This window comes from Microbacterium sp. LCT-H2 (assembly GCF_001866135.1).
Classification (GTDB): domain Bacteria; phylum Actinomycetota; class Actinomycetes; order Actinomycetales; family Microbacteriaceae; genus Microbacterium.
Genome location: NZ_MODW01000002.1, coordinates 474,454 through 497,254 on the forward strand (window position 1 = coordinate 474,454; position 22,801 = coordinate 497,254).

The window sequence follows — 22,801 nt, forward strand, 5'->3', positions numbered from 1 at the left end:
AACGGATGACGGAGACGAAGACACCCTCCACCGACGACCAGACGGTCGACCGCGTGCTGGCGAACGCAGAGAAGCGCTCGGAGGTGCGGACGTTCGGTGCCGCGCAGGCGCTCCAGGACGAAGCCACCGCCGCACACTCGACGGCAGACGGCGACCAGTGGGACCTCGAGGATCGGCACGCGCTGCGGCGTGTGGGCGGTCTGTCGACGGAGCTCGAAGACGTCACCGAGGTCGAGTACCGTCAGCTGCGCCTCGAGAACGTCGTGCTTGTCGGCGTGTACCCGCAAGGGGCCCAGGAGGACGCGGAGAACTCCTTGCGCGAGCTCGCCGCCCTCGCGGAAACGGCCGGCGCCGTCGTGCTCGACGGCGTCCTGCAGCGCCGTCCGCACCCGGACGCCGCGACCTATCTCGGACGCGGCAAAGCGCAGGAGCTGAAGGACATCGTCGCGGCCGTAGGGGCTGACACCGTCATCGCCGACACCGAGCTGGCCCCCAGCCAGCGACGCGCGCTCGAAGACGTCGTGAAGGTGAAGGTCATCGACCGGACCACCGTGATCCTCGACATCTTCAGCCAGCACGCCAAGAGCCGGGAGGGCAAGGCCCAGGTCGAGCTCGCGCAGCTCGAGTATCTATTGCCGCGCCTGCGCGGTTGGGGCGAGTCGATGAGCCGACAGGCCGGTGGACAGGTCGGCGCCGGTGGCGCGGGCATGGGCTCGCGCGGTCCCGGTGAGACCAAGATCGAGCTCGACCGCCGACGCATCCGGACGAAGATGGCCCTCCTGCGCAAGCAGATCCGCGACTTCGCGCCCGCACGCGAGGCGAAGCGGGCCGAACGCAAGCGGAACACCATCCCCTCCGTCGCGATCGCCGGGTACACGAACGCCGGGAAGTCGAGTCTTCTCAACGCTCTGACGAGCGCGGGCGTGCTCGTGGAGAATGCGCTGTTCGCGACCCTCGATGCGACCGTCCGTCGGTCCGAGACCGAAGACGGCCGCGTGTACACGCTGACCGACACGGTCGGGTTCGTGCGCAACCTGCCGCATCAGCTCGTCGAAGCCTTCCGCTCCACGCTGGAGGAGGTCGGCGACGCCGACGTCGTGCTGCACGTGGTCGACGGGTCGCACCCCGACCCGGCGGGCCAGCTGCAGACGGTGCGGGACGTGATGGGCGACGTCGGCGTGCGCGACATGCCCGAGATCGTCGTCTTCAACAAGGCCGACCTCATTCCGGAGGACGAGCGGCTGGTGCTGCGCGGCCTGGAGCCCCGGGCACACTTCGTGTCGTCGCGTTCCGGAGAGGGCATCGTCGAACTCCGCGCGGCGATCGAAGAGGCTCTGCCGAAGCCGGCCGTGGAACTCCACGCCGTGATCCCGTACGACCGCGGCGACCTCGTCGCGGCGATCCACGAGACCGGCATGCTGTTGTCGGTCGAGCATCAGGAGGCGGGTACCGCCGTCCATGCGCACGTGTCCGAGCGCCTCGCCGCCGAGCTCGCGGCCTTCGTCGTCAGCGACTGACGGCGAAGGCTCAGCGAGCGAGGAAGCGTGCCTCGACGGTCGCCGTGAGGACGATGTCCTGCGGCTCGTACTCCATGGCCGGCGCGGTGTCGGCCGCGAAGGCGACCACCCCGCGTGACTTCCCCAGCGGAGCTCCGGGCGATGGCGCCGCGGAGAGCAGGCCCATGTCGGCGATCTCCAGGGGCGTCACCTCGGCGAGGCCGAGAGCGGTGGCGTAAGCCTCCGCTCTCGTCACCGCGACGCCGACCGCCTGTGCGGCGACCTCCCGTTCCACGCGGACGCGGGTCTCGAGGGTGAGGTGCCAATCGACCCCGCCGATCTCGACACCGTCCCACGCGGAGATGTCGGAGATCCAGAGGGAGAGCTCGGAGGCCTCCGCGAAGGTCGCGGTCAGGTCGATGCTCGCGTAGTACACCGCGGCGAGCCGCTTGCCATCGGCGTTCCAGGGGCGCTCGGCGCGCACGGAGAGCCGCGTGCTGCTCCAGTCGAGGGCGGAGCCCGCGTCCACGCGTCCCACGATGCTGCTGCGGACCGGCTCAGCCAGGCGCATGACGTGATCGACGACGGTCGCGCGCTCCGGACCCTCGGCGCGCACCGAGACGCGGATGGTCGCCCGTTCGGGCGCCAGGCGGGCTTCGTGTTCGCCGCGGACGGTGACTGTCACATCGCTCATGGGGCGACTCTACGCGACGGGCACGGCCGCCGGGAATGGCGGCGGAGGCGCAGACGTTGTAGTCTGTGATGCTCGGGCGCTCGTCGTCCGAGGCTGACAATTCCACAGCGTGACAGCGGCTCCTTCGAGAGAAGGACCACGGGGCTGATCGGTTTCGACAGCGCCTGTGAATCCACGAGAAGCGGGCCGAGGATGCAGAGTTATCTCGTAAACGCTCTCTGCAAAACAATAGTTGCCGAAACCAAGCGCAACGACTTCGCCCTCGCTGCCTAAGCGAGCCCGATAGTCCGTCAGACCGTAGGTGATTCCGATACGGATCCTGGCGTCATCTAGGAATCTTGCTGCGTGACGGCGTCTGGACGTCACGTGGGACTCCTCCCAGGCTGGGCTCGTCGACTTAGGTGTCTGTGACAAAGGTCGGAGCCGAGCAGAACGCTTCCACAGACTGCGCCCGGAGAAGGCGTGGAGACTCAGCGTTGGACGGGGGTTCGATTCCCCCCAGCTCCACCAGGTCGCTGTCACACAGAATGAGGCCCGCCCCCCTGGTGATCACCAGGGAGGCGGGCCTTTTCGCGTCGTGGGAACAGGAGGCCGAGACCCCCGCAGCGTGGGTGCTCGGCCGGCGGGGGGACCTCGCCACGAACGTGACCATCGCGCTGAGCTACGTCGGCGACGACGGGCGGACGTACGATAGGCTCCGCGGCGCGGCGACCGTGATCGTTTACGCGGTCACCCAGCGGACGCCGTCGGCGTCGGGGGCGAAGCGGCGTCCGCCGTCCGTCTCCAGCTCCTCCATGAGCGGGATGATGACGCTCCACAGCGCCCAGTGCTCCGGAGTTCCTTCGCCGCCTTGCGCCTTCCCTTCCCACCGGGCGGCCGCCGGAAGGGGAACGCGGAAGCCGAACCGGGTCCCCGTCGAGTCGGTGACCTCTGCGCTCAGCGACCCTGCTCCGGCTGCGAGCTCCGTCAACGTGAACTCCCGGGGGACGATGAGCGTTCCGCGCGCGCGATCCCAGGCCTGACGGACAGCCGTCAGGAACGGCCCCGCGATGATGTCGGTCGTCATCAGAAGTCTCCTTCCCCGATCGGCGGGACAGCGCCCACCCGTTCGACTCCCTCACTGCGATGATCGCAGGCGCGAGCGCCGGGTGTCTGTCCCCTCTTCGGGGGACGCGAACGGACACCAGGAGGGCGCTGGTTCAGGAATGCACGCGGTGGGCAGCCCTGGTGGCCGAGGCAGGCGAGGCCTAGCATTCGGTCATGGGGTTCATCATGTACGACAGCACGAGCCAGCTCCACATCGAGGACCGCGCGCTCGCGCACCTCAAGGTCGTGATCGCGACGAAGCTGCGACGCAACGAGAGCTTCACGGTGTCGTGGACCCACCCCGAAGGCGACGCATACGGACGCTCCACCATCTGGCTCCACCCGTCGATCCCGCTGCGCTTCACCTTCGAAGGGCGGGAGCCGCCGAAGCTCAATCCGAAGTGGATCGACGACCTCATGCAGTCGGCGAACTCGACCGGAGGCATCACGCTCGTCGACGAGATCGTCCAGAGTTCGACGACGGAGTGACAGTGCAGGAGCCCCACCTCGTGCGAGGCGGGGCTCCTGTCATCGGGACAGCGGGCTCAGTGCGAGCGGTCGGGGTCCTCGGCGAGCACGTCGTCGCCGTCGTCATCCGATCCGTCCGTGGGCGGAACGGTGCGCGGCTCGCCCTTGTTGTCCTCGGCGCCGAGGTTGTCGTTCTCCTCGGGGCCGGGGGAGGGCTCAGTGCTGATGTCGTTGCGGTCGCTGTCGTTACCCATGGGCGTTCCTTTCCTCGGATGCCTCCAGCCTCGTCGATCCGCGGCCGCGGGCCCAGCCGCTTGACAGCGCCGGCGGGATGGTGTGTGCCGTCAACTCTGTCCTTCGATGAGGAGGAGTCCCTGCTTCGTGTCGGCGACCTTCACCCAGCCATCGCCGAAGAGGTAGGTCATGCCGTACCCGTCTTCGTCCGTGCTCATGGCGAACTGCGGGTCTTCGGTGACGTACACGCCCTGCGCGTCTTCCTCGCTCCGCCAGCCCTCCTCCACGAGGCCAGCTTGTGCGCGCTCCGCATCCTCGGTGGACACGAGGGACCAGCCGTACATCTGACCATGGTCCGAGGGAACGCCGAAGTCGGCCCAGAAGCAGAGGAGTCCCTGGGTCAGCTCGACGCCCCCGACGCGGAACTCGCGTGGCTCGGCGGTCCACCCCGCGTCGGTGAGGGCCGCGACGGTGCCTTCGGAGATCATGGACTCGCACGTCAGCTCGTCGCCGCCCGGCGCCGTGCTCGCGCCGGCGTCTGCCGTGGGCATCACGGAGCCCTGCGACGGCGACGGACCAGGCGCGCCTCCACCGGTGCATGCGGTGAGGATCGAACCCGCGAGCACGAGACCGGTCAGGATCGCGAATCGTCGGGTGGTCATCGTGGCCTCGGAGAGTCAGTCGTGCAGGAGACGGAGGAAGTCGTCGTGAAGGGTGCCGTTGGTAGCGAGCGTCGAGCGGGCGGAGATCGTCTCGGAGCCGTCGAACGCGGTCATGCGTCCGCCCGCCTCCCGGACGATCGCCACGGCCGCCGCGATGTCGTACTCCTTCACATCGAACTCGGCTACTGCCTCCAGCCGTCCCTCGGCGAGCAGCATGTAGGCGTAGACGTCGCCGTACGCCCGATCCCGCCAGACACGCTCGCTCAGGCGCAGCAGGGCATCCAGCTGTCCGGCGTCGCGCCACTGGGTGATGCTCTGGAAGCTCACGCTGGCATCGTCCAGCGAGGAGACGGTGGAGGTGGTGAGACGGCGCTCGGTGCGGTCGCTCACCGTCCAAGCGCCGTGTCCTGCTGCGGCCCACCAGCGCCGCCCGAGGGCGGGCATGCTGACCACGCCGACACGGGGCACACCATCGATCGCCAGGGCGATCATCGTCCCCCACAGAGGGACGCCGCGGAGGAAGTTCGCGGTGCCGTCGATCGGGTCGATGATCCACTGCCGGGCGGTGCTGCCCTGAGCCCCGAACTCTTCGCCGAAGATGCCGTCGTCGGGACGTTCCTCCTCGAGGATCCGGCGGATCGCGCGCTCCGTCGCCAGGTCGGCGTCCGTCACGTGCGAGCGGTCCGCCTTCGTGGAGATCTCCAGGTCGGCGGCGTCGAAGCGGGGGAGGGACTGGGCGTCCGCGGCATCGGCGAGGCGAAGGGCGAGCTGCAGGTCGGCGCGCAGGTCGGCGGCATCGGGAGTGGCGGTCACGCTCTCAGGATAGTCGTCGCCCCGACCGCGCCCGCAGAGACCATCGGCCAGGATCGGCGGGCGAAACGCCCGGGCCACGCCCGGGCCGCGGCGGATTTCGTGTCGGCGCCAACCGCTGGTAATGTAATTCCTCGGTCGGGGTTATCCCGGGCCACGCACCTCTAGCTCAATCGGCAGAGCAACTGACTCTTAATCAGTGGGTTCAGGGTTCAAGTCCCTGGGGGTGCACGGAACAAGCCTCGGAGATCTCGCCATCTCCGGGGTTTTTTCTCTGCCTGCTTTGGGGTTGCATCGCTCCGGGCGAGATCGAAATCGTGCCTCTCGCGGCCAGGGAAGGCACGGTTTCGCACCCGCAGCGGGACAGACGCGACGGTGCGCGAGGCCGGATCGAGAATGCGCGCTGCGGGTGGGCGGGCGAGGCTGCGGGTCAGGCGCGGCGGACGGAGAGGAGCTGCCAGCCCTCGGGGACCTTCGCCTCGATGCCTGCTATGTCGTCGGCCTCGATCTGCTCGACGCCGTCGATGCGCTGGAACGTTCCCGTCGCCTCCATCTTCGCCTCGCCCTTGAGCATGCGCACCGGGGCGGACGTCAGAGCGTAGCCCGGCTCGCGCTGCGCATCGAGCTGAGTGTGGACGTCCTCCAGCGAGATGCCTGTGACGTCGACGGTCATGGATCCGCGGGGGCGGATGAGAGCGACGAGCATCCGTCCAGTCTACGAGCGAGTCGTGCCCTCAGAGATCCCAGTCGAGCGTGGAGCGGACATCGATGGGGGCGTCTCGTCCGGCGTCCTCGCGGATCAGGTAGACGATGACGCGGGACTGCGCGGTGATGAGCACGCTCGTGAGCGTGTCACCCGTCGCCAAGTCGATGAACGTCGGTTGCGAGCGCGCCGCCGCTTCGATCCGAGACATGAGGTCCGCGACATCCGTGCTGCGAGGCAGGAGGAAGTCGTGCCCATCGATCTCGATGTGCGTCGTCGTCATTCCCGTCTGGTTCCCCATGCGCTCCACGGTACGAATCACCTCAAGACCCGACAAGAGGGGTTGAACCCCGCAGGCGAGCGTGTTAGGACCGCGTGAGAGCGCTCTCGCTGCCGTCCGGCTGCTGCTGGTCCGCGGGCTCGGGGACGAGGTACAGACCGCTCGGGGCATTCGCGGTGAATGCGAGGGCCTCGATCCAGGCGCGGTTGACGCTGGGTTGGCGACTGCCATGGTACTTGTACACCAGTGAGCTTCCGGCATGGATCCAGACCGTCGTGCGGCCGCCGCCCATGCTGACGTCGTCCTTCCAGGTGAAGCCGAAGGGCTCGCCACGGCGGAGCTTCGCGGTCATGACCAGCTGGATGTGCGTGAGAGCGCGGTCTTCGATGTCGACCTTGACGCTGTTCTCGTAGATGAACTTGCCCATCGCAAGATTCCCTTCTCTCCACGGGAACCTGTGCTAAGAGGCGCGGCCGAGGTGACCGCTGGTGTGGGTGTGCTCAGCGTGTCACACATCCGCCCGATCTCCTATCCCACCGGGGTGTCGTGCGTCCGCGCGTGTCGCCGCGTTTCACCCGACCGGGGCGAGGAGCGTGGGATCCGTGGGATCGACGGTGCGCGTGTTGCTCACCTTGCGGTCCACGACGTAGCCGTGCAGCGTCGCGGCGACATCGGCGGAGGTGTGATCGAGCATCGCCAGCGTGTCGAGCTTGGTCTGCCCGGTGAGCTTCTCCGGTGCGAGCCAGGCGTCCCAGGTGTCGGGAGTCAGGAACGCCGGCATCCGGTCGTGCACCTCGCCGCCGGCGTCTCGCGCCTCTCGGGTGACGACGACGAAGCAGCGGACCTTCTCTCCCGCATGCTCCATCGACCAAGTGAGACCGGCCGCGGCGAGCAGGCCGTCTCCGTGGAGGAAATGCGGGGTCTTGTGCCCCTTCTCGCCCGTCCATTCGAAGTACCCGCGCATCGGTACAAGGCAGCGCGCCGCGGAGAACGCCGGCGCCCAGAACCCGGCGGCGAGCTTCTCCATCCGGGCGTTGATCAGCGGGGCGCGCTGCGGACGGTTGGGGGGACTCTGCCAATCCCATCGCACGAGTTCGAGGATGCGGCCCTCACCGCGGTCCCGGACGATCGGGGCGCTTTCGGTCGGCGCGATCGAGTAGGCGCCGTGCCAGGACTTCCACCAGTCCTCCGGCCGGCCGCCCTCGGCGACGAACTCCCGGATCAGCTCGTCCGTCGTCGCGTCGTTTGCGAATCGTCCGCACATGTCATCGCCTCCGTCTCGCCGGTCGCTCGCGCCGCGGCCCGCATCGCCTCCATCATGAGGCACGGCGCGGACATCCGGGGCGTCACACCACGTCGATCACGGTGCCGGCGGTCAGATCCGACAGCTGGACGAAGGTCAGCGGCATGACGGTGTGTGGATGACCCGCCGCCGCCCAGATCACGTCGTACGCCTGCAGGGCGCTGTCGATGAAGGTGGGGAGGGGCGCGGGGTGGCCGACGGGCGCCACCCCGCCGATCGCCTGCCCGGTGGCGTCGCGCACGGTGGCGGGTGGTGCCATGACGACTTCGCTCGCCTCCATGCTTCGCGCCAGGACGGCGAGATCCGCCCGGTGCCCGCCGCTGGTCATGACGAGGACGGGGCGGCCGTCGGCGAGGAAGACGAGGCTGTTGGCGATCGCGGCGACATCACAGCCGATGGCGGCGGCCGCCTCGGCGGCGGTGCGCGCCGAGTCCGGGAGGACCCGGATCTCGGTCTCGACACCGGCCGCGAGGAGGTGTTCCTGCACCCGTCGGCTGCGCTCGGGGAGGGGAGGAGCGTCGGTCATGACCCCACGGTAGCCGAGCGGGTCAGCCGGCGTCACCGACGAGGATCGCCGCCGCGTCCTCGGTGGTCGCGTCAGCCGGTTCGTCGTCGATGTGCGCGAGGACCTTCCGGCCGAGGAGGATCGTCAGTGCGGCCAGCAGGACGGCGGCGGCGGCGAAGAGATACGGCACGGTGGCGCTGAACAGGTGCCACAGCAGCGCCGCGATCGGCGGGGCCATCGCGCCGCCGAGGAAGCGGACCGCGGAGTAGGCCGAGGAGGCGACGGAGCGGGGGAGGTCTGTCGCCTCCATGACGGCCTCGGTCAGCACGGTGTTCATTACGCCCAGGAGCAGGCCGCCCACGATGATGCACACCACGAGAGCGGCAGGCTCGGCGACGACAAGTCCCGCGACCACGAGGTCGACGGCGAGCAGGGGCAGCACGGTGAGGATCACATGCGTCCTCGGCATCCGGCGCATCAGCACCGGCGCGACCCACACGCTGGTGATCGCGAGGGCGACACCCCAGCCGAAGAACGTCAGGCCGATGCCCATCGCTCCGAAGCCCAGGGGGAAGGGCGAGAACGCCAGCAGCACGAAGAATCCGATGTTGTAGAACAGGGCGGCCACGGCGAGGATCGCGAGCGCCGGACGGCGCAGGGCCGTGAACGGGGCGGAGAACTTCACCGGCGTGCGCTTCTCACCCGGACCCCGCAGCAGCACGAGCACCGCGATGAAGGCGATGGCCATCAGGGCCACGACGCCGAAGAACGGTCCTCGCCAGCTCTGCTCGCCGAGGATGCCGCCGAGCAGCGGACCCACGGCGATGCCGAGGCCGAGAGCCGCCTCGTACAGCACGATGGCCGCGCTGCTGCCGCCGGATGCGGCGCCGACGATCGTGGCCAGCGCGGTCGAGATGAACAGCGCGTTGCCCAGCCCCCAGCCGGCACGGAAGCCGATGACCGCGTCGACGCTGCCGCTGATCGCGCACAGGAAGGCGAACACGACGATCAGGCCGAGACCGACCAGGAGGGTCGCCTTGGCGCCGATCCGGCTGGAGATCCAGCTCGTGACGAGCATCGCGAGGCCGGTGACGAGGAGGTAGCTGGTGAAGAGCAGCTCCGTCTCGACCGGGGAGGCCTCGAGCGACTCCGCGATCGCCGGGAGGATCGGGTCGACGAGCCCGATCCCCATGAAGGCGACGACGCACGCGAAGGCGACGGCCCACACCTGGGCGGGCTGCCTCCAGACCGAGGGGGCGGTGTTCAACGGATCTCTCCTGTCCGATCTGCGGAGGTGCGGGCGGCGAGGATCTCGGCCGCACGGGTGAGGGCGTGCCAGTCGTCGTCGTCCAGGTCGGCGAACCGCGGTGCGATCGTCTCCCGGAACTCGGAGCGCCAGGCGGCCAGGGCTGCCGTGCCGTCGGGGGTCGCGGCGACGACGGTGGCACGGGAATCGTCGGGGTCGGGGGAGCGGCGGACGAGGCCCTCGCGCTCGAGGGTGCCGAGCAGCCGGGTCATCCCGGGCTGCGTCGTGCGGGCCGCCACGGCGAGCTCGCCGACGCGACGGGGACCTGACTGGTCGAGCAGGCTGAGCACACGCCACTGCGCGGCGGGGGCCTCGTTCCCCGCGTCCTGGGCGGCGATGCGACCCAGCGCGTAGCCCGACAGCACGAGGGACGGGATGACCTCGGAGCGATTCATACCAGAAAGTATATACCTCTTGGTATGTATCGAGTTCAGCGTCGGGCGTGCGCGATCCTCGCGGAGAGCTGATGGGCGTGCGCGAGGAGGATCCGGCCCAGCTCGGCCTGGCGCTCCGGGCCGAAGCGGAAGGCGACACCGGTGAGGCTGAGCGCCCACTCCGGGCGTCCGGCGCGGTCGAACACCGCCGCGCCGAGGCCCCAGCTCCCCTCGACGATCAGGCCGGGGTTGACGGCGAACCCGCGTTCCTTCGTCTCGGCGAGGCGCTTCCGCAGCGGGCGCTCGCCGTGAGCACGTCCCCAGTTCTCGACGAGCTCCGGATGGCGCTCCAGGTAGGCATCCACATCGTGGTCGGGGAGGAAGGCAAGGATCGCCAGGCCGGCGCTCGCCACGCCGAGCGGGAAGCGCACCCCCTCGCTGAGCACGAACGAGCGGATGGGGAAGGAGCCCTCTTCCCGCAGCAGGCAGACCGTCTCGTCCGCGCGCCGGACGGAGAAGAACGCGCTCTCCTCGGTCTTCACGGCGAGCGACCGCACGATGTCCCGGGCCAGGGCCGTCACGTCGTATCGAGCGGCGGCCACCGACCCCATGAGGAAGAGCTCGGGTCCCGGCATCCAGCGCGTGCTGTCGGCGTCGCGGTCGACGAGACCCTCCGCGCGCAGGGCGCTGAGCAGGCGATGCGCGGTGGGTCGGGAGAGCCCGGCGCGTGCCGCGAGCTCCTGCAATGTGGCGCCGTCGGTGCCGGCGGCCGTCACCAGCCGCAGGAGCCGCGCCGCCCGCGCGACCGCCTGAGTTCCGGGGACGGGATTCGTCGCAGTGTCCACATCGTGGACGCTAGTGGTGCGGGCGTCCACATCGCAAGAGGGTGCTGGCCGTGACTCCGCCGGGACGGGAGGCTGGAGGGGACACGGAACCGAAGGAGCAGACGTGATCGACAAGCAATGGGACTCCGCGGAGGCCGCCGTCGCCGACATCCCGGACGGCGCTTCGCTCGCCGTCGGAGGCTTCGGACTCTCCGGGAACCCGATCGCGCTCATCGAAGCGCTCCTCGCGCAGGGCACGACCGACCTGAGCGTCGTCAGCAACAACTGCGGAGTGGACGACTGGGGACTCGGCGTCCTGCTCGCCGCGCAGCGCATCCGGAAGATGACCTCGTCGTACGTGGGGGAGAACAAGGAGTTCGAGCGGCAGTTCCTGTCCGGGGAACTCGAGCTGGAGCTGACCCCTCAGGGCACGCTCGCCGAGAAGCTGCGGGCGGGAGGATCCGGAATCGCCGCGTTCTTCACCCAGACGGGCGTCGGCACCCAGGTCGCCGAGGGGGGCCTTCCTCGCCGGTACCACGCCGATGGCTCGATCGCGGTGGCCTCGCCGCCCAAGGACGTGCGCACGTTCGCCGTGCACGGTGAGCCCCGCGAGTTCGTGCTCGAGGAGGCGATCACCACCGACTTCGCCCTGGTGCACGCGGCCCGCGGCGACCGGCACGGCAACCTGGTGTTCACGAAGGCCGCGCGGAACTTCAACCCGCTCGCCGCGATGGCCGGCCGCGTGTGCATCGCGCAGGTCGAGCGGCTCGTCGAGCCCGGCGAGCTCGACCCGGATGCGATCCACCTCCCCGGGGTCTTCGTGCACCGGATCGTCGAGGTGGGCGAGGACATCCCCAAGCGGATCGAACGGCGGACCGTCGCCGCGGAAGGAGCCTGACATGGCGCTCGCGAGAGACCAGATGGCCGCGCGCGCAGCGGTCGAGCTGCCGGACGGCGCGTATGTGAACCTCGGCATCGGCCTGCCCACGCTCGTCCCCAACCACGTGCCGTCCGACGTGACCGTGGTGCTGCAGTCGGAGAACGGCATCCTCGGGGTCGGTCCGTACCCCCGGGAGGACGAGGTCGATCCGGATCTCATCAACGCGGGGAAGGAGACGGTGACCACGCTCCCGGGGGCGGCGTTCTTCGACTCCGCCCTCAGCTTCGGCATGATCCGCGGCGGGAAGATCGACGCCGCCATCCTCGGGGCGATGCAGGTCTCCGCCACGGGCGATCTCGCGAACTGGATGATCCCCGGCAAGATGGTGAAGGGGCCCGGAGGGGCGATGGACCTCGTGCACGGCGCGGGACGGGTGATCGTGCTGATGGAGCATGTCGCCAAGGACGGCTCGGCCAAGATCGTCGACGCCTGCACGCTGCCTCTGACCGGGCGCGGCGTCGTGGACCGGATCATCACGGACCTCGCGGTGATCGACGTGACGCCGGAAGGGCTGGTCCTGGTCGAGCTCGCCCCCGGCGTCACGGTGGAGCAGGTGCGGCAGGCCACGGAGCCGCCCCTCCGCATTGCCCCGGAACTGGACAACGGAAGGACCGAGATCAATGAGTGAGAACGATGTCGTCATCGTCGCCGCGGCGCGCACCCCGCAGGGTCGGCTGAAGGGGCAGCTCGCCGCGTTCACGGCGCCGCAGCTGGGGTCGTTCGCGATCCGCGGTGCCCTGGAGCAGGGCGGAGTGGACCCGGAGGACGTCGACGCGGTCATCGTGGGACAGGTGCTCGCCGCCGGATCCGGACAGAACGCCGCCCGGCAGGCGGCCATCGGCGCCGGGATCGGCTGGGACGTCCCTGCCCACTCCGTGAACAAGGTGTGCCTGTCCGGGCTCACGGCCGTGATCGACGCGGCGCGCATGATCCGGACCGGGGACGCCGAGGTCGTCGTCGCCGCCGGCATGGAGTCCATGACCCGCGCACCGCACCTGCTCATGGGATCGCGCGATGGCTGGACCTACGGCACCGTCGAGGTCCTCGACCACATGGCCTACGACGGGCTGACGGACGCCTACGACCGCGAGAGCATGGGCGCGTCCACGGAGCGCCACAACGCGCGGTACGAGCTCACCAGGGAGATGCAGGACCGGGTCGCCGCGCTCTCGCATCAGCGGGCCGCCGCCGCGCAGGAGAGCGGTGTGCTCGATGCGGAGATCGTCGCCGTCGAGGTGCCGCAGCGCCGGGGGAAACCCGTGCGGGTGACCCGAGACGAGGGGGTGCGCCCCGACACCACGGTGGAGACCCTCGCGGGACTGCGAGCCGCCTTCGCCGAGGGCGGCTCGATCACGGCGGGCAATTCGTCCCAGATCTCGGACGGCGCCTCCGCCGTGGTCGTCACCACGCGGGCGATCGCCGAGGCCAAGGGCTGGCCGGTGCTCGTGACCGTCGGCGCGAGCGGCCAGACCGCCGGCCCGGACAACTCGCTCCAGGCGCAGCCGGCCCGAGCGATCGAGCAGGCATGCCGGAAGCAGGGGATCACGCCGCAGGACCTCGATCTCGTGGAGATCAACGAGGCGTTCGGGGCCGTGGTCGCCCGCTCGCAGACCGAGCTCGGGCTGGACGATGAGATCGTCAACGTGCACGGCGGCGGCATCGCGATCGGTCATCCGATCGGCGCCTCCGGCAACCGTCTCGTGGTGCACGTCGCGCACGAGCTGGCCCGCCGGGGAGGCGGAACCGCGGCGGTCGGCCTGTGCGGCGGCGGCGGTCAGGGCGAGGCGCTCATCCTCACCCGTTGACGCGGGAGGCGCGGGGGCGCGTCAGGACCGCTTGTCCTGGGCGTGCCCCTGCGCGTCGGCGAGGGCCTTCTGCGAACGGAACTGCAGACGCTGCGCCTTCTTGGACTTCTTCACCGACTGCGGGGAGTCGGCGTCCACCGGCACGCCGTGGCGTTCGCGGCGCATGTCGACGACCGCGCCGACCGCGAGCGCCATGGTGATGCCCCAGCTCACCCACGACAGGAGCGAGCGCCAGGTGATGGGTTCGTTGCGGGTGCCGCGCAGCAGCGAGATCCCAGCCGAGATCGCGGCGACGAGTCCGGTGCTGAAGAGGTAGCGCATGCCCCTACGGTACCCGCAGCCGGGGTGCGGGGGCCGGAGCCTTGACAAGCCGGGGGAGAGGCTGGCAGGGCGCCCGCCCGGGGCACCGGATATCATGGGAGGGTCGCGGTTCGCCCGCGGCCGCAGAAACCGTGTATCTACCGGCCGTCGGCGTCTCCGGCGGACAGCGGCGGCACCCGACATCGCGTCGTCGACGCGCGAGAGCCATGACACACGCCAGCACCACGCCGGATACCGCCGAGCCGAGCCTCTTCCGCCTCGCCGGCCTGCCCTACTTCCTCATCGCGTTCATCGCGCGGCTGCCCTTCGCCATGATGGTCGTCGGTGTGCTGACCGTCGTCGTGTCGGCGCGGGAATCGCTGTCCCTCGGCGGGCTCACGTCCGCTGCGGTCGGTCTCGGCACCGCCTGCTTCGGCCCGCTCCTGGGCGCCGCGGCCGACCGGTTCGGTCAGCGCACGGTCCTCCTCGCACTCGCCGTGGGCAACGCGGCGATGCTCCTGCTCTTCACGGCGGTCGTCTACGGCCCGGCCGCCGACGGGTTCGTGCTTCTCGCCGCGATCGGCATCGGCGCGACGGCCCCGCAGGTGGCGCCGCTCTCGCGCTCCCGTCTGGTCACGATCATCGGCGAGCGGATGCCGGCGGAGCGCCGTGCCCGCACCGTCTCCGGCACGATGGCGTACGAGTCGGCCGCCGACGAGACCGTCTTCGTCTTCGGGCCCTTCATCGTGGGCGTGCTCGCCTCGGCGATCGCGCCCTGGGCCCCGCTGGTCGGCGCCGCCGTGCTGACCCTGGTGTTCGTCGGGGCCTTCGCGCTGCACCCGAGCGGACGTCACGTCTCCCAGGACCGCACCGACGACGGTCGGGCGCCGTCCGCCGTGTCCGAGCTGTTCCGGCCGCAGCTCCTCATCGTCGTCCTCGGCATCCTCGGCGTCGGCATCTTCTTCGGCACGATGCTCACCTCGCTCACGTCGTTCATGGCCGACCTCGGTGCCCCGGAGCAGGCGGGCCTGCTGTACGGCGTGATGGGCGTCGGCTCCGCGCTGCTGGCCCTGGGCGTCGCGTGGCTCCCCGCCCGGTTCTCGCTGCGTGCGCGCTGGCTGGTCTTCTCCGGAGTGCTGCTGGCCGGCTCGCTGCTGCTCGGCATCGTCGACTCGCCTGCGGGGATGATGCTCGCCCTGGCCATCATGGGCATCGGCATCGGGCCGACGCTCGTCACCCAGTACAGCTTCGGAGCGGCGCGGAGCCCCCGTGGCCGGTCGGCGACGGTGATGACGATGCTCGGCTCCGGCGTTATCGTCGGCCAGTCGATCGGCGCCGCGGTGGCGGGAGAGATCGCGGAGAGCCTCGGCACCTCCGCCGCCCTGGTCCTCCCGGTGATCGCGGCCGGCATCGCGTTCGCGGCGGGCCTCGGGAACTGGGCCCTCAGCGGTGTGCACCGCGCGACGTCCGCTGTCAAGGCCTGAGGGAGGACCGGCGGTCGGCGCGCATCCTCGATAGGTTGGAAGCTCCTGGACCGAGGAGTGCCCCTGTGACCGCTGCTGATTTCGTCGTCGTCGCCAACCGCCTCCCGGTGGACCGGGTCGTGGGCCCCGACGGCGAGGAGACGTGGCGGACGTCGCCCGGCGGCCTCGTCGCCGCCCTTGAGCCGATGATGCGCCGCGTGCACGGCGCCTGGGTCGGCTGGCCCGGTCAGCCGGACGTGGAGCTCGAGGCCTTCGACGCCGACGGCATCCATCTCATCCCGGTGGCATTGAGCTCCGAGGACGTCGCGGACTATTACGAGGGCTTCGCCAACGACACCATCTGGCCGCTCTACCACGACGTCATCGCACCGCCGCAGTATCACCGCGAGTGGTGGGACGCGTACGTGCGGGTCAACCGCCGGTTCGCGGAGGCCGCCGCGGCCGCCGCCGCCCAGGACGGCACCGTCTGGGTCCACGACTACCAGCTCCAGCTCGTGCCGCAGATGGTCCGCGAGCTGCGCCCCGACGTCACGATCGGCTACTTCCACCACATCCCCTTCCCGGCGCACGGCCTGTACGCGCAGCTCCCGTGGCGTGACCAGGTGCTCCGCGGGCTGCTCGGCGCCGACGTCATCGGCTTCCAGCGGGCACAGGATGCGACCTACTTCCTCACCGCCGTGCGGCGGCGGCTGCGCTACGAGGTGAAGGGGTCGAACATCACGGTCCCGGATCAGGGAGGCTCGCGGACGGCGATCGCCAAGGCGTTCCCGATCTCCATCGACACCGCCCCGTACCTCGAACTGGCCGCCAGGGAGGACGTGCGGGCGCGTGCCGCGGAGATCCGCGCCAGCCTCGGCAATCCCCAGCGCATCCTCCTGGGCGTCGACCGCCTGGACTACACCAAGGGCATCGGGCACCGGATCAAGGCCTACGGCGAGCTCCTCGAAGACGGCCGCCTGGACGTGGAGGACGTCACCCTCATCCAGGTGGCCAGCCCGAGCCGGGAGCGGGTGGACGCCTATGCGCACCTCCGGGACGAGATCGAGCTCGCGGTGGCCCGCATCAACGGCGACCATGACACGGTTGGCCACTCCGCGATCCGCTACCTTCACCAGGGGTATCCGCGCGAGGAGATGGTCGCCCTGTATCTCGCGGCGGACGTCATGCTCGTGACGGCGCTGCGGGACGGCATGAACCTCGTCGCGAAGGAGTACATCGCCACGCGGACGGACAACCGCGGTGTGCTGGTGCTCAGCGAGTTCACCGGAGCGGCGGACGAGCTCCGTCAGGCGGTTCGCGTCAACCCGCATGACATCGCCGGTCTCAAGGACGCCATCATGGAGGCGGTGGAGATGTCGCCCGCCGAGCAGGGACGCCGCATGCGGTCCCTGCGGCGACGGGTGCTGGACAACGACGTGAACGCCTGGTCGTCGTCCTTCCTCCAGGCTCTGGCGGACGTCCGCAGCCGCTGAGCGCCCTCCCTGCCCCCCTTCTTCCTCTCGATCGGAGACACCGTGACGCGCCCCTGGATCCCCGGAACCGCCGACGCCGACCTCACCGCCCTCGCGACGACGCCGCGGCTGGTGGTGGCCCTCGACTTCGACGGCACCGCCTCCCCGCTCGTGGTGGACCCCATGGCCGCACGCGCCCTGCCGGAGGTCGCCGCGCAGATGGACCGCCTCGCCGCGATGCCGAATACGGTCGTTGCCTACGTCTCCGGGCGCAGCATGCACGACCTCCGGGAGATCACCGAGCACACCGACGACTCCGTCGTGGTGCTCGCCGGCTCCCACGGCGCGCAGTACTGGTTCCCCGGTGAGGGGGCCGCCGACGCGCCGGGCGATGCGACCGAGAACGGGGCGCGGGAGGAGCTGTGGGCGGCCGCGCAGCCGATCATCGACCGCTACGAGGGGGCGGAGCTGGAGTCCAAGACCTTCGGAATGGGCGTGCACACCCGCCGCGCGGACCGGGACACCGAGGAGAAGGTCTTCGCCGAGATCGACGCCCTCGTCGCCGAGCGCTTCCCGCACTGGCGGCGGCGCGCCGGTCACCGGGTGCTGGAGTTCTCGTCGCGGAACGAGGGGAAGGACGCCGCGATGATCGCCCTCCGGCAGCGCTTCGACGCGACCGGGATCCTCTTCGCCGGCGACGACGTGACCGACGAGGATGCGATGCGCGTGCTGGAGGAGGGCGACCTCGGCGTGCGCGTCGGGCCGGGGGAGAGCGCCGCGACCCTCCGTGTGGACTCCCCACAACAGATCGCCGCGCTTCTGGAGACGCTCGCGAACGAGAGGGTCGTCGCGCAGGAATAGACTCTCGTCATGTCCTCGCATGATCCCTCCACCAGCGCGCCCATCGACATCAAGCCCCGCAGTCGCGTCGTCACCGACGGCATCGAGGCCACGACCTCCCGCGGCATGCTCCGCGCCGTCGGCATGGGGGATGCCGACTGGGACAAGCCGCAGATCGGCATCGCGTCCAGCTGGAACGAGATCACGCCCTGCAACCTGAGCCTCGACCGGCTCGCGCAGGGGGCGAAGGAGGGCGTGCACTCCGGCGGCGGCTACCCGCTGCAGTTCGGCACGATCTCCGTCTCGGACGGCATCTCGATGGGGCACGAGGGGATGCACTTCTCGCTCGTCTCCCGCGAGGTCATCGCCGACTCGGTCGAGACCGTGATGATGGCCGAGCGCCTCGACGGCTCCGTCCTCCTCGCCGGCTGCGACAAGTCCATCCCCGGCATGCTCATGGCCAGCGCGCGCCTCGACCTGTCCAGCGTGTTCCTGTACGCCGGATCGATCGCACCGGGCTGGGTCAAGCTCTCCGACGGCACCGAGAAGGACGTCACGATCATCGACTCGTTCGAGGCGGTCGGCGCCTGCCGTGCCGGTCTCATGAGCGAGGAGGACCTCAAGCGCATCGAATGCGCCATCGCTCCCGGTGAGGGCGCGTGCGGCGGCATGTACACCGCCAACACCATGGCCTCCGTCGCCGAGGCGCTCGGGCTCAGCCTCCCGGGCTCCGCTGCGCCGCCCGCTGCCGACCGCCGTCGCGACTACTTCGCGCACCGCTCGGGCGAGGCGGTCGTGAACCTGCTCCGCCAGGGGATCACGACGCGCGACATCCTCACCAAGGAGGCGTTCGAGAACGCGATCGCCCTCGCGATGGCCCTCGGCGGCTCGACCAACGTCGTCCTCCACCTCCTCGCGATCGCCCGCGAGGCCGAGGTCGAGCTGAGCCTGCACGACTTCAACCGCATCGGCGACAAGGTCCCGCACGTGGCCGACATGAAGCCGTTCGGCAAGTACGTCATGAACGACGTCGACCGCCACGGCGGCATCCCCGTGATCATGAAGGCGATGCTCGACGAAGGGCTGCTGCACGGCGACGCGCTCACGGTCACCGGCAAGACGCTCGCCGAGAACCTCGCCGAGCTCGACCCGCAGCCGATCGACGGCGAGGTCATCCACACCTTCGACAACCCGATCCACGCCACCGGCGGCCTGACGATCCTGCACGGATCGCTCGCGCCGGAGGGCGCCGTGGTCAAGACCGCCGGCTTCGACGCGGCCGTCTTCGAGGGCCCCGCGCGGGTCTTCGAGCGGGAGCGCGCCGCCATGGACGCGGTCGCCGAGGGCAGCATCGAACCGGGGACGGTCATCGTCATCCGGTACGAGGGTCCCAAGGGCGGACCGGGCATGCGCGAGATGCTCGCCATCACCGCCGCCATCAAGGGCGCGGGGCTCGGAAAAGATGTACTACTCTTGACGGACGGACGATTCTCAGGCGGCACAACCGGCCTGTGCATCGGCCACATAGCACCCGAAGCGGTGGACGCAGGTCCCATCGCCTTCGTGCGCGATGGTGATCTGATACGGGTCGATATCGCAGCTCGCTCTCTCGATCTACTCGTCGACGAGGCAGAGCTCGCCTCCCGCCGCTCTGGCTGGGAGCCGCTTCCCCCGCGCTACACCCGAGGCGTTCTTGCCAAGTACTCGCGCCTCGTGCGGTCCGCCGCCGAGGGCGCGACGACCGGCTGATCCATCGACCGGCTCAGCAACCGCTCGATCGGAGCGCCGGTGTCCCGCACAGTTCATCAGAAGGAAAGTCATGACTGCTGACTCCGTCTCGGCCGTGCCGAGGCCGCCCGCCCGTCCATCCGCTCCGGAGATCACCGGTGCAGAGGCCGTCGTCCGCTCGCTCGAGCTGCTCGGCGTCACGGACGTCTTCGGCCTTCCCGGCGGCGCGATCCTCCCGGTCTACGACCCGCTCATGGACGCCTCGCAGCTCCGCCACATCCTCGTGCGGCACGAGCAGGGCGCGGGCCACGCGGCCGAGGGCTACGCGTCCGCATCCGGCAAGGTCGGCGTGTGCATCGCCACGTCCGGTCCCGGAGCGACCAACCTCGTCACGGCGATCGCCGACGCCTACATGGACTCGGTGCCGCTGCTGGCGATCACCGGTCAGGTGTTCTCGACGCTGATGGGGACGGATGCGTTCCAGGAGGCCGACATCGTGGGGATCACGATGCCGATCACGAAGCACTCGTTCCTGGTGAAGGACGCCGCGGACATCCCCGGCGCGATCGCCGCGGCCTACGAGATCGCCGGCACCGGTCGCCCCGGTCCCGTGCTCGTGGACATCACCAAGGATGCGCAGCAGGCGACGGCGCCCTTCGTGTGGCCGCCGAAGATCGACCTCCCGGGGTATCGCCCGGTGACCAAGGCGCACGGCAAGCAGATCCAGGCGGCCGCCGCCCTCCTCGCGGAGGCGAAGAAGCCGGTGCTGTACGTGGGCGGAGGCGTTGTCCGCGGTCGGGCCGCGGCCGAGCTGCTCGAGCTCGCCGAGTCGACCGGCGCGCCCGTCGTGACGACGCTGATGGCGCGTGGCGCGTTCCCCGACTCGCACCCGCAGCACTTGGGCATGCCCGGCATGCACGGCACGGTTCCCGCGGTGCTCGCGCTGCAGGAGGCCGACCTCCTCGTCTCGCTCGGCGCCCGGTTCGACGACCGGGTCACCGGCAAGGCCGCCCTGTTCGCTCCGAACGCGAAGGTCGTGCACGTCGACATCGACCCGGCGGAGATCTCCAAGATCCGCACGGCCGACGTGCCGATCGTGGGCGATGTGCGCGACGTGCTCACCGACCTCGACGCCGCCTTCCGCGGAGCGACGGCCGACGCGAAGCCCGACATCGAGGAGTGGTGGTCCTACCTCGACGGACTGCGGAACGAGTTCCCGCTCGGGTACGCGCCGACGACCGACGGCCTGCTCGCCCCGCAGTACGTGATCCAGCGCATCGGCGAGCTCACCGGGCCGGAGGGCATCTTCGCGTCCGGTGTGGGGCAGCACCAGATGTGGGCCGCGCAGTTCATCAAGTACGAGCGTCCGAACGCCTGGCTGAACTCCGGCGGCGCGGGCACGATGGGCTACTCGGTGCCGGCGGCCATGGGCGCCAAGGTCGCGGAGCCGGAACGCCAGGTCTGGGCGATCGACGGCGACGGTTGCTTCCAGATGACCAATCAGGAGCTCGCCACCTGCGCGATCAACAACATTCCGATCAAGGTCGCGATCATCAACAACTCGTCGCTGGGCATGGTCCGGCAGTGGCAGACGCTGTTCTACGACGGCCGTCATTCCAACACCGACCTGAACACCGGGCACGGCACGATCCGCATCCCCGACTTCGTGAAGCTCGCGGAGGCGTACGGCTGCCTCGCGATCCGCGTGGAGAAGGAGGAGGAGGTCGACGCCGCCATCCAGCTCGCGCTGGAGACGAACGACCGCCCCGTGGTGATCGATTTCGTCGTGAGCGCCGACTCCATGGTGTGGCCGATGGTGCCGCAGGGGGTCAGCAACAGCTATGTCCAGTACGCGCGCGATCACGCGCCTGCGTTCGACGAGGAGGACTGAGCCATGTCGACCCACGTCCTGAGCCTGCTGGTGGAGAACACCCCCGGCCTTCTGACCCGCGTCGCCGGCCTGTTCGCGCGCCGGGGTTTCAACATCGACTCCCTCGCCGTCGGCGTGACCGAGGTGCCGGGAATCTCCCGTATCACGGTCGTCGTCGATGTGGAGGAGCTGCCGCTCGAGCAGGTGACCAAGCAGCTCAACAAGCTGATCAACGTCATCAAGATCGTCGAGCTCGACCCGGCGTCGTCCGTGCAGCGCGAGCACATGCTCGTGAAGGTGCGCACGGACAACGCCAGCCGCTCGAACGTGATCGAGGTCGTCAACCTCTTCCGCGCCTCGGTCGTCGACTACGCCGCCGATGCCCTCGTCATCGAGGTCACCGGAGACAAGGGCAAGGTCGAGGCGCTGCTGCGCGCTCTCGAGCCCTTCGGCATCAAGGAGATCGCCCAGTCCGGCCTCCTCGCGATCGGCCGCGGCGGCAAGAGCATCACCGAGCGCGTCCTGCGCGGCTGACCCTTCGACAGACTCTGGGACCGCGCGTCCCGCACAACCACAACCAAGGAGAGAAACCAGTGAGCACCGAGATCTTCTACGACGACGACGCCGACCTGTCCCTGATCCAGGGCAAGAAGGTCGCCATCGTCGGCTACGGCTCGCAGGGCCACGCCCACGCCCAGAACCTGCGCGACTCGGGTGTCGAGGTCGCGATCGCCCTCAAGGAGGGCTCGAAGTCCGCCGCGAAGGCCGAGGAGGCCGGCTTCCCCGTGAAGACCGTCGCCGAGGCGACCGAGTGGGCCGACGTCATCATGATCCTCGCGCCGGACCAGCACCAGCGCACGATCTACAGCGAGTCCATCGCCCCGAACCTGACGGCGGGCAAGACCCTGGCCTTCGCGCACGGCTTCAACATCCGCTTCGGCTACATCGACGCTCCCGAGGGCGTCGACGTGATCCTCGTCGCGCCGAAGGCTCCCGGCCACACCGTGCGCCGCGAGTTCGTCGCCGGTCGCGGCATCCCGGACATCATCGCCGTCGAGCGCGACGCGTCCGGCCAGGCCTGGGACCTCGCGCTGTCGTACGCGAAGGCGATCGGCGGCACCCGCGCCGGCGTCATCAAGACGACCTTCACCGAGGAGACCGAGACCGACCTGTTCGGCGAGCAGGCCGTGCTCTGCGGTGGCATGAGCCACCTGGTGCAGGCCGGCTTCGAGACCCTCGTCGAGGCGGGCTACCAGCCGCAGATCGCCTACTTCGAGGTGCTGCACGAGCTCAAGCTCATCGTCGACCTCATGTGGGAGGGCGGCATCGCCAAGCAGCGCTGGTCGATCTCCGACACCGCCGAGTTCGGCGACTACGTCTCCGGTCCGCGCGTGATCGACGAGCGCGTCAAGGAGAGCATGAAGGGCGTCCTGTCCGACATCCAGTCCGGCGCGTTCGCGAAGCGCTTCATCGAGGACCAGGACAACGGGGCCGAGGAGTTCCTCGCCCTCCGCGCCAAGGAGGAGCAGCACCCGATCGAGGCGACCGGCAAGGAGCTGCGTTCGCTCTTCGCGTGGAAGCAGCAGGACGAGGACTACGTCGACGGCAGCGCCGCGCGCTGATTCGACTCGCGAACGA

At 69.8% G+C, this 22,801-nt stretch carries 26 protein-coding genes, 1 tRNA gene and 1 other RNA gene; 14 read left to right on the forward strand and 14 right to left on the reverse strand.

Features of this window, described 5'->3' with window-relative positions:
• The first annotated feature begins 5 nt into the window (after nt 1–5).
• Nucleotides 6–1,517 carry a GTPase HflX gene (gene hflX / locus BK819_RS06645; protein WP_071328441.1) on the forward strand — a complete coding sequence of 504 codons (1,512 nt, stop codon included), beginning with the start codon at nt 6–8 and terminating at the stop codon, nt 1,515–1,517.
• Between the two features lie 10 nt (nt 1,518–1,527).
• Here hflX and BK819_RS06650 read toward each other — a convergent pair whose 3' ends face one another.
• A complete protein-coding gene (locus BK819_RS06650; RefSeq protein WP_071328442.1) occupies nt 1,528–2,190 on the reverse strand; it encodes an SIMPL domain-containing protein in 663 nt (220 codons plus the stop codon).
• 140 nt (nt 2,191–2,330) lie between these two features.
• Here BK819_RS06650 and ssrA point away from each other — a divergent pair.
• Nucleotides 2,331–2,700: a transfer-messenger RNA gene (gene ssrA / locus BK819_RS06655) on the forward strand.
• A gap of 211 nt (nt 2,701–2,911) precedes the next feature.
• On the opposite strand, the gene BK819_RS06660 is transcribed toward ssrA, so the two are convergent.
• The gene (locus BK819_RS06660; RefSeq protein WP_071328443.1) at nt 2,912–3,256 is read right to left on the reverse strand and encodes a hypothetical protein; all 345 of its coding nucleotides are present in this window, start codon (nt 3,254–3,256) and stop codon (nt 2,912–2,914) included.
• Between the two features lie 194 nt (nt 3,257–3,450).
• On the opposite strand from BK819_RS06660, the gene BK819_RS06665 reads away from it, so the two are divergent.
• Nucleotides 3,451–3,765: a hypothetical protein gene (locus BK819_RS06665; protein ID WP_071328444.1), complete on the forward strand. Its 315-nt coding sequence runs from the start codon at nt 3,451–3,453 to the stop codon at nt 3,763–3,765.
• A 56-nt stretch (nt 3,766–3,821) separates the two neighbouring features.
• Here BK819_RS06665 and BK819_RS16775 read toward each other — a convergent pair whose 3' ends face one another.
• The 3 genes from BK819_RS16775 to BK819_RS06675 all read right to left on the reverse strand — a co-directional run bounded on the left by BK819_RS16775 (nt 3,822) and on the right by BK819_RS06675 (nt 5,453).
• Complete coding sequence (locus BK819_RS16775) at nt 3,822–3,998, reverse strand: hypothetical protein (protein WP_158698530.1); 177 nt, start codon at nt 3,996–3,998, stop codon at nt 3,822–3,824.
• A 90-nt stretch (nt 3,999–4,088) separates the two neighbouring features.
• Nucleotides 4,089–4,640: a hypothetical protein gene (locus BK819_RS06670; RefSeq protein ID WP_071328445.1), complete on the reverse strand. Its 552-nt coding sequence runs from the start codon at nt 4,638–4,640 to the stop codon at nt 4,089–4,091.
• A gap of 15 nt (nt 4,641–4,655) precedes the next feature.
• A complete protein-coding gene (locus BK819_RS06675; RefSeq protein ID WP_071328446.1) occupies nt 4,656–5,453 on the reverse strand; it encodes an inositol monophosphatase family protein in 798 nt (265 codons plus the stop codon).
• A 155-nt stretch (nt 5,454–5,608) separates the two neighbouring features.
• Here BK819_RS06675 and BK819_RS06680 point away from each other — a divergent pair.
• Nucleotides 5,609–5,681: transfer RNA gene (locus BK819_RS06680), tRNA-Lys, on the forward strand.
• A gap of 199 nt (nt 5,682–5,880) precedes the next feature.
• Here the strand turns inward: BK819_RS06680 and BK819_RS06685 are convergent.
• The 8 genes from BK819_RS06685 to BK819_RS06720 form a co-directional block, all read right to left on the reverse strand.
• The gene (locus BK819_RS06685; RefSeq protein ID WP_071328447.1) at nt 5,881–6,156 is read right to left on the reverse strand and encodes a hypothetical protein; all 276 of its coding nucleotides are present in this window, start codon (nt 6,154–6,156) and stop codon (nt 5,881–5,883) included.
• Nucleotides 6,157–6,184: 28 nt separating this feature from the next.
• On the reverse strand, nt 6,185–6,454 hold the full coding sequence (locus BK819_RS06690; RefSeq protein WP_143049257.1) for a hypothetical protein: 270 nt from the start codon (nt 6,452–6,454) through the stop codon (nt 6,185–6,187).
• A 64-nt stretch (nt 6,455–6,518) separates the two neighbouring features.
• Entirely contained in the window at nt 6,519–6,860 is a 342-nt protein-coding gene (locus BK819_RS06695; protein ID WP_025103253.1) for a hypothetical protein, read from the reverse strand.
• 144 nt (nt 6,861–7,004) lie between these two features.
• The gene (locus BK819_RS06700) at nt 7,005–7,697 is read right to left on the reverse strand and encodes an SOS response-associated peptidase (protein WP_071328449.1); all 693 of its coding nucleotides are present in this window, start codon (nt 7,695–7,697) and stop codon (nt 7,005–7,007) included.
• Between the two features lie 82 nt (nt 7,698–7,779).
• Entirely contained in the window at nt 7,780–8,262 is a 483-nt protein-coding gene (locus BK819_RS06705; RefSeq protein ID WP_071328748.1) for a YbaK/EbsC family protein, read from the reverse strand.
• 22 nt (nt 8,263–8,284) lie between these two features.
• Nucleotides 8,285–9,508, reverse strand: coding sequence for an MFS transporter (locus BK819_RS06710; protein WP_071328450.1), 1,224 nt, complete (start codon nt 9,506–9,508; stop codon nt 8,285–8,287).
• The gene (locus BK819_RS06715; RefSeq protein ID WP_071328451.1) at nt 9,505–9,942 is read right to left on the reverse strand and encodes a MarR family winged helix-turn-helix transcriptional regulator; all 438 of its coding nucleotides are present in this window, start codon (nt 9,940–9,942) and stop codon (nt 9,505–9,507) included. The genes BK819_RS06710 and BK819_RS06715 overlap by 4 nt, the downstream gene beginning before the upstream one ends.
• 35 nt (nt 9,943–9,977) lie before the next feature.
• Nucleotides 9,978–10,766 (reverse strand): IclR family transcriptional regulator, encoded by a 789-nt coding sequence (locus tag BK819_RS06720; RefSeq protein WP_071328452.1) that lies wholly within the window; start codon nt 10,764–10,766, stop codon nt 9,978–9,980.
• 103 nt (nt 10,767–10,869) lie between these two features.
• On the opposite strand from BK819_RS06720, the gene BK819_RS06725 reads away from it, so the two are divergent.
• The 3 genes from BK819_RS06725 to BK819_RS06735 are packed head-to-tail and all read left to right on the forward strand — an operon-like array spanning nt 10,870 to nt 13,490.
• Entirely contained in the window at nt 10,870–11,643 is a 774-nt protein-coding gene (locus BK819_RS06725; RefSeq protein WP_071328453.1) for a CoA transferase subunit A, read from the forward strand.
• 1 nt (nt 11,644) lies between these two features.
• On the forward strand, nt 11,645–12,313 hold the full coding sequence (locus tag BK819_RS06730; protein ID WP_177173802.1) for a CoA transferase subunit B: 669 nt from the start codon (nt 11,645–11,647) through the stop codon (nt 12,311–12,313).
• Entirely contained in the window at nt 12,306–13,490 is a 1,185-nt protein-coding gene (locus BK819_RS06735; protein ID WP_071328454.1) for an acetyl-CoA C-acetyltransferase, read from the forward strand. Before BK819_RS06730 ends, BK819_RS06735 begins: the two co-directional genes overlap by 8 nt.
• Nucleotides 13,491–13,511: 21 nt before the next feature.
• Here BK819_RS06735 and BK819_RS06740 read toward each other — a convergent pair whose 3' ends face one another.
• Nucleotides 13,512–13,811: a hypothetical protein gene (locus BK819_RS06740; RefSeq protein ID WP_025103262.1), complete on the reverse strand. Its 300-nt coding sequence runs from the start codon at nt 13,809–13,811 to the stop codon at nt 13,512–13,514.
• Nucleotides 13,812–14,017: 206 nt separating this feature from the next.
• Here BK819_RS06740 and BK819_RS06745 point away from each other — a divergent pair, with 206 nt between their 5' ends.
• The 7 genes from BK819_RS06745 (at nt 14,018) to ilvC (ending at nt 22,785) form a co-directional block, all read left to right on the forward strand.
• Entirely contained in the window at nt 14,018–15,274 is a 1,257-nt protein-coding gene (locus tag BK819_RS06745) for an MFS transporter (protein WP_071328455.1), read from the forward strand.
• Nucleotides 15,275–15,339: 65 nt separating this feature from the next.
• Nucleotides 15,340–16,746, forward strand: coding sequence for a trehalose-6-phosphate synthase (locus BK819_RS06750; protein ID WP_071328456.1), 1,407 nt, complete (start codon nt 15,340–15,342; stop codon nt 16,744–16,746).
• 42 nt (nt 16,747–16,788) lie between these two features.
• Nucleotides 16,789–17,586 (forward strand): trehalose-phosphatase, encoded by a 798-nt coding sequence (gene otsB, locus BK819_RS06755; protein ID WP_083391691.1) that lies wholly within the window; start codon nt 16,789–16,791, stop codon nt 17,584–17,586.
• Between the two features lie 9 nt (nt 17,587–17,595).
• The gene (gene ilvD / locus BK819_RS06760; protein WP_071328457.1) at nt 17,596–19,314 is read left to right on the forward strand and encodes a dihydroxy-acid dehydratase; all 1,719 of its coding nucleotides are present in this window, start codon (nt 17,596–17,598) and stop codon (nt 19,312–19,314) included.
• 70 nt (nt 19,315–19,384) lie between these two features.
• Nucleotides 19,385–21,184, forward strand: coding sequence for an acetolactate synthase large subunit (locus BK819_RS06765; protein ID WP_071328458.1), 1,800 nt, complete (start codon nt 19,385–19,387; stop codon nt 21,182–21,184).
• Between the two features lie 3 nt (nt 21,185–21,187).
• Nucleotides 21,188–21,697, forward strand: a complete 510-nt coding sequence (gene ilvN / locus BK819_RS06770) for an acetolactate synthase small subunit (protein ID WP_025103268.1) — start codon at nt 21,188–21,190, stop codon at nt 21,695–21,697.
• Between the two features lie 59 nt (nt 21,698–21,756).
• Entirely contained in the window at nt 21,757–22,785 is a 1,029-nt protein-coding gene (gene ilvC / locus BK819_RS06775; protein WP_025103269.1) for a ketol-acid reductoisomerase, read from the forward strand.
• Nucleotides 22,786–22,801 lie beyond the last annotated feature (16 nt).

What these genes read in the sequence shown, in the direction of transcription:
- BK819_RS06715 (WP_071328451.1), bottom strand. Translation starts at nt 9,942, where the DNA reads ATGAATCGCTCCGAGGTCATCCCGTCCCTCGTGCTGTCGGGCTACGCG.
- BK819_RS06765 (WP_071328458.1), top strand. Translation starts at nt 19,385, where the DNA reads ATGACTGCTGACTCCGTCTCGGCCGTGCCGAGGCCGCCCGCCCGTCCA.
- BK819_RS06735 (WP_071328454.1), top strand. Translation starts at nt 12,306, where the DNA reads ATGAGTGAGAACGATGTCGTCATCGTCGCCGCGGCGCGCACCCCGCAG.
- BK819_RS06650 (WP_071328442.1), bottom strand. Translation starts at nt 2,190, where the DNA reads ATGAGCGATGTGACAGTCACCGTCCGCGGCGAACACGAAGCCCGCCTG.
- BK819_RS06700 (WP_071328449.1), bottom strand. Translation starts at nt 7,697, where the DNA reads ATGTGCGGACGATTCGCAAACGACGCGACGACGGACGAGCTGATCCGG.
- BK819_RS06740 (WP_025103262.1), bottom strand. Translation starts at nt 13,811, where the DNA reads ATGCGCTACCTCTTCAGCACCGGACTCGTCGCCGCGATCTCGGCTGGG.
- BK819_RS06685 (WP_071328447.1), bottom strand. Translation starts at nt 6,156, where the DNA reads ATGCTCGTCGCTCTCATCCGCCCCCGCGGATCCATGACCGTCGACGTC.
- BK819_RS06670 (WP_071328445.1), bottom strand. Translation starts at nt 4,640, where the DNA reads ATGACCACCCGACGATTCGCGATCCTGACCGGTCTCGTGCTCGCGGGT.
- BK819_RS06660 (WP_071328443.1), bottom strand. Translation starts at nt 3,256, where the DNA reads ATGACGACCGACATCATCGCGGGGCCGTTCCTGACGGCTGTCCGTCAG.
- ilvN (WP_025103268.1), top strand. Translation starts at nt 21,188, where the DNA reads ATGTCGACCCACGTCCTGAGCCTGCTGGTGGAGAACACCCCCGGCCTT.
- BK819_RS06705 (WP_071328748.1), bottom strand. Translation starts at nt 8,262, where the DNA reads ATGACCGACGCTCCTCCCCTCCCCGAGCGCAGCCGACGGGTGCAGGAA.
- BK819_RS06690 (WP_143049257.1), bottom strand. Translation starts at nt 6,454, where the DNA reads ATGGGGAACCAGACGGGAATGACGACGACGCACATCGAGATCGATGGG.
- BK819_RS06665 (WP_071328444.1), top strand. Translation starts at nt 3,451, where the DNA reads ATGGGGTTCATCATGTACGACAGCACGAGCCAGCTCCACATCGAGGAC.
- BK819_RS06745 (WP_071328455.1), top strand. Translation starts at nt 14,018, where the DNA reads ATGACACACGCCAGCACCACGCCGGATACCGCCGAGCCGAGCCTCTTC.
- BK819_RS06730 (WP_177173802.1), top strand. Translation starts at nt 11,645, where the DNA reads ATGGCGCTCGCGAGAGACCAGATGGCCGCGCGCGCAGCGGTCGAGCTG.
- ilvD (WP_071328457.1), top strand. Translation starts at nt 17,596, where the DNA reads ATGTCCTCGCATGATCCCTCCACCAGCGCGCCCATCGACATCAAGCCC.
- BK819_RS16775 (WP_158698530.1), bottom strand. Translation starts at nt 3,998, where the DNA reads ATGGGTAACGACAGCGACCGCAACGACATCAGCACTGAGCCCTCCCCC.
- hflX (WP_071328441.1), top strand. Translation starts at nt 6, where the DNA reads ATGACGGAGACGAAGACACCCTCCACCGACGACCAGACGGTCGACCGC.
- BK819_RS06695 (WP_025103253.1), bottom strand. Translation starts at nt 6,860, where the DNA reads ATGGGCAAGTTCATCTACGAGAACAGCGTCAAGGTCGACATCGAAGAC.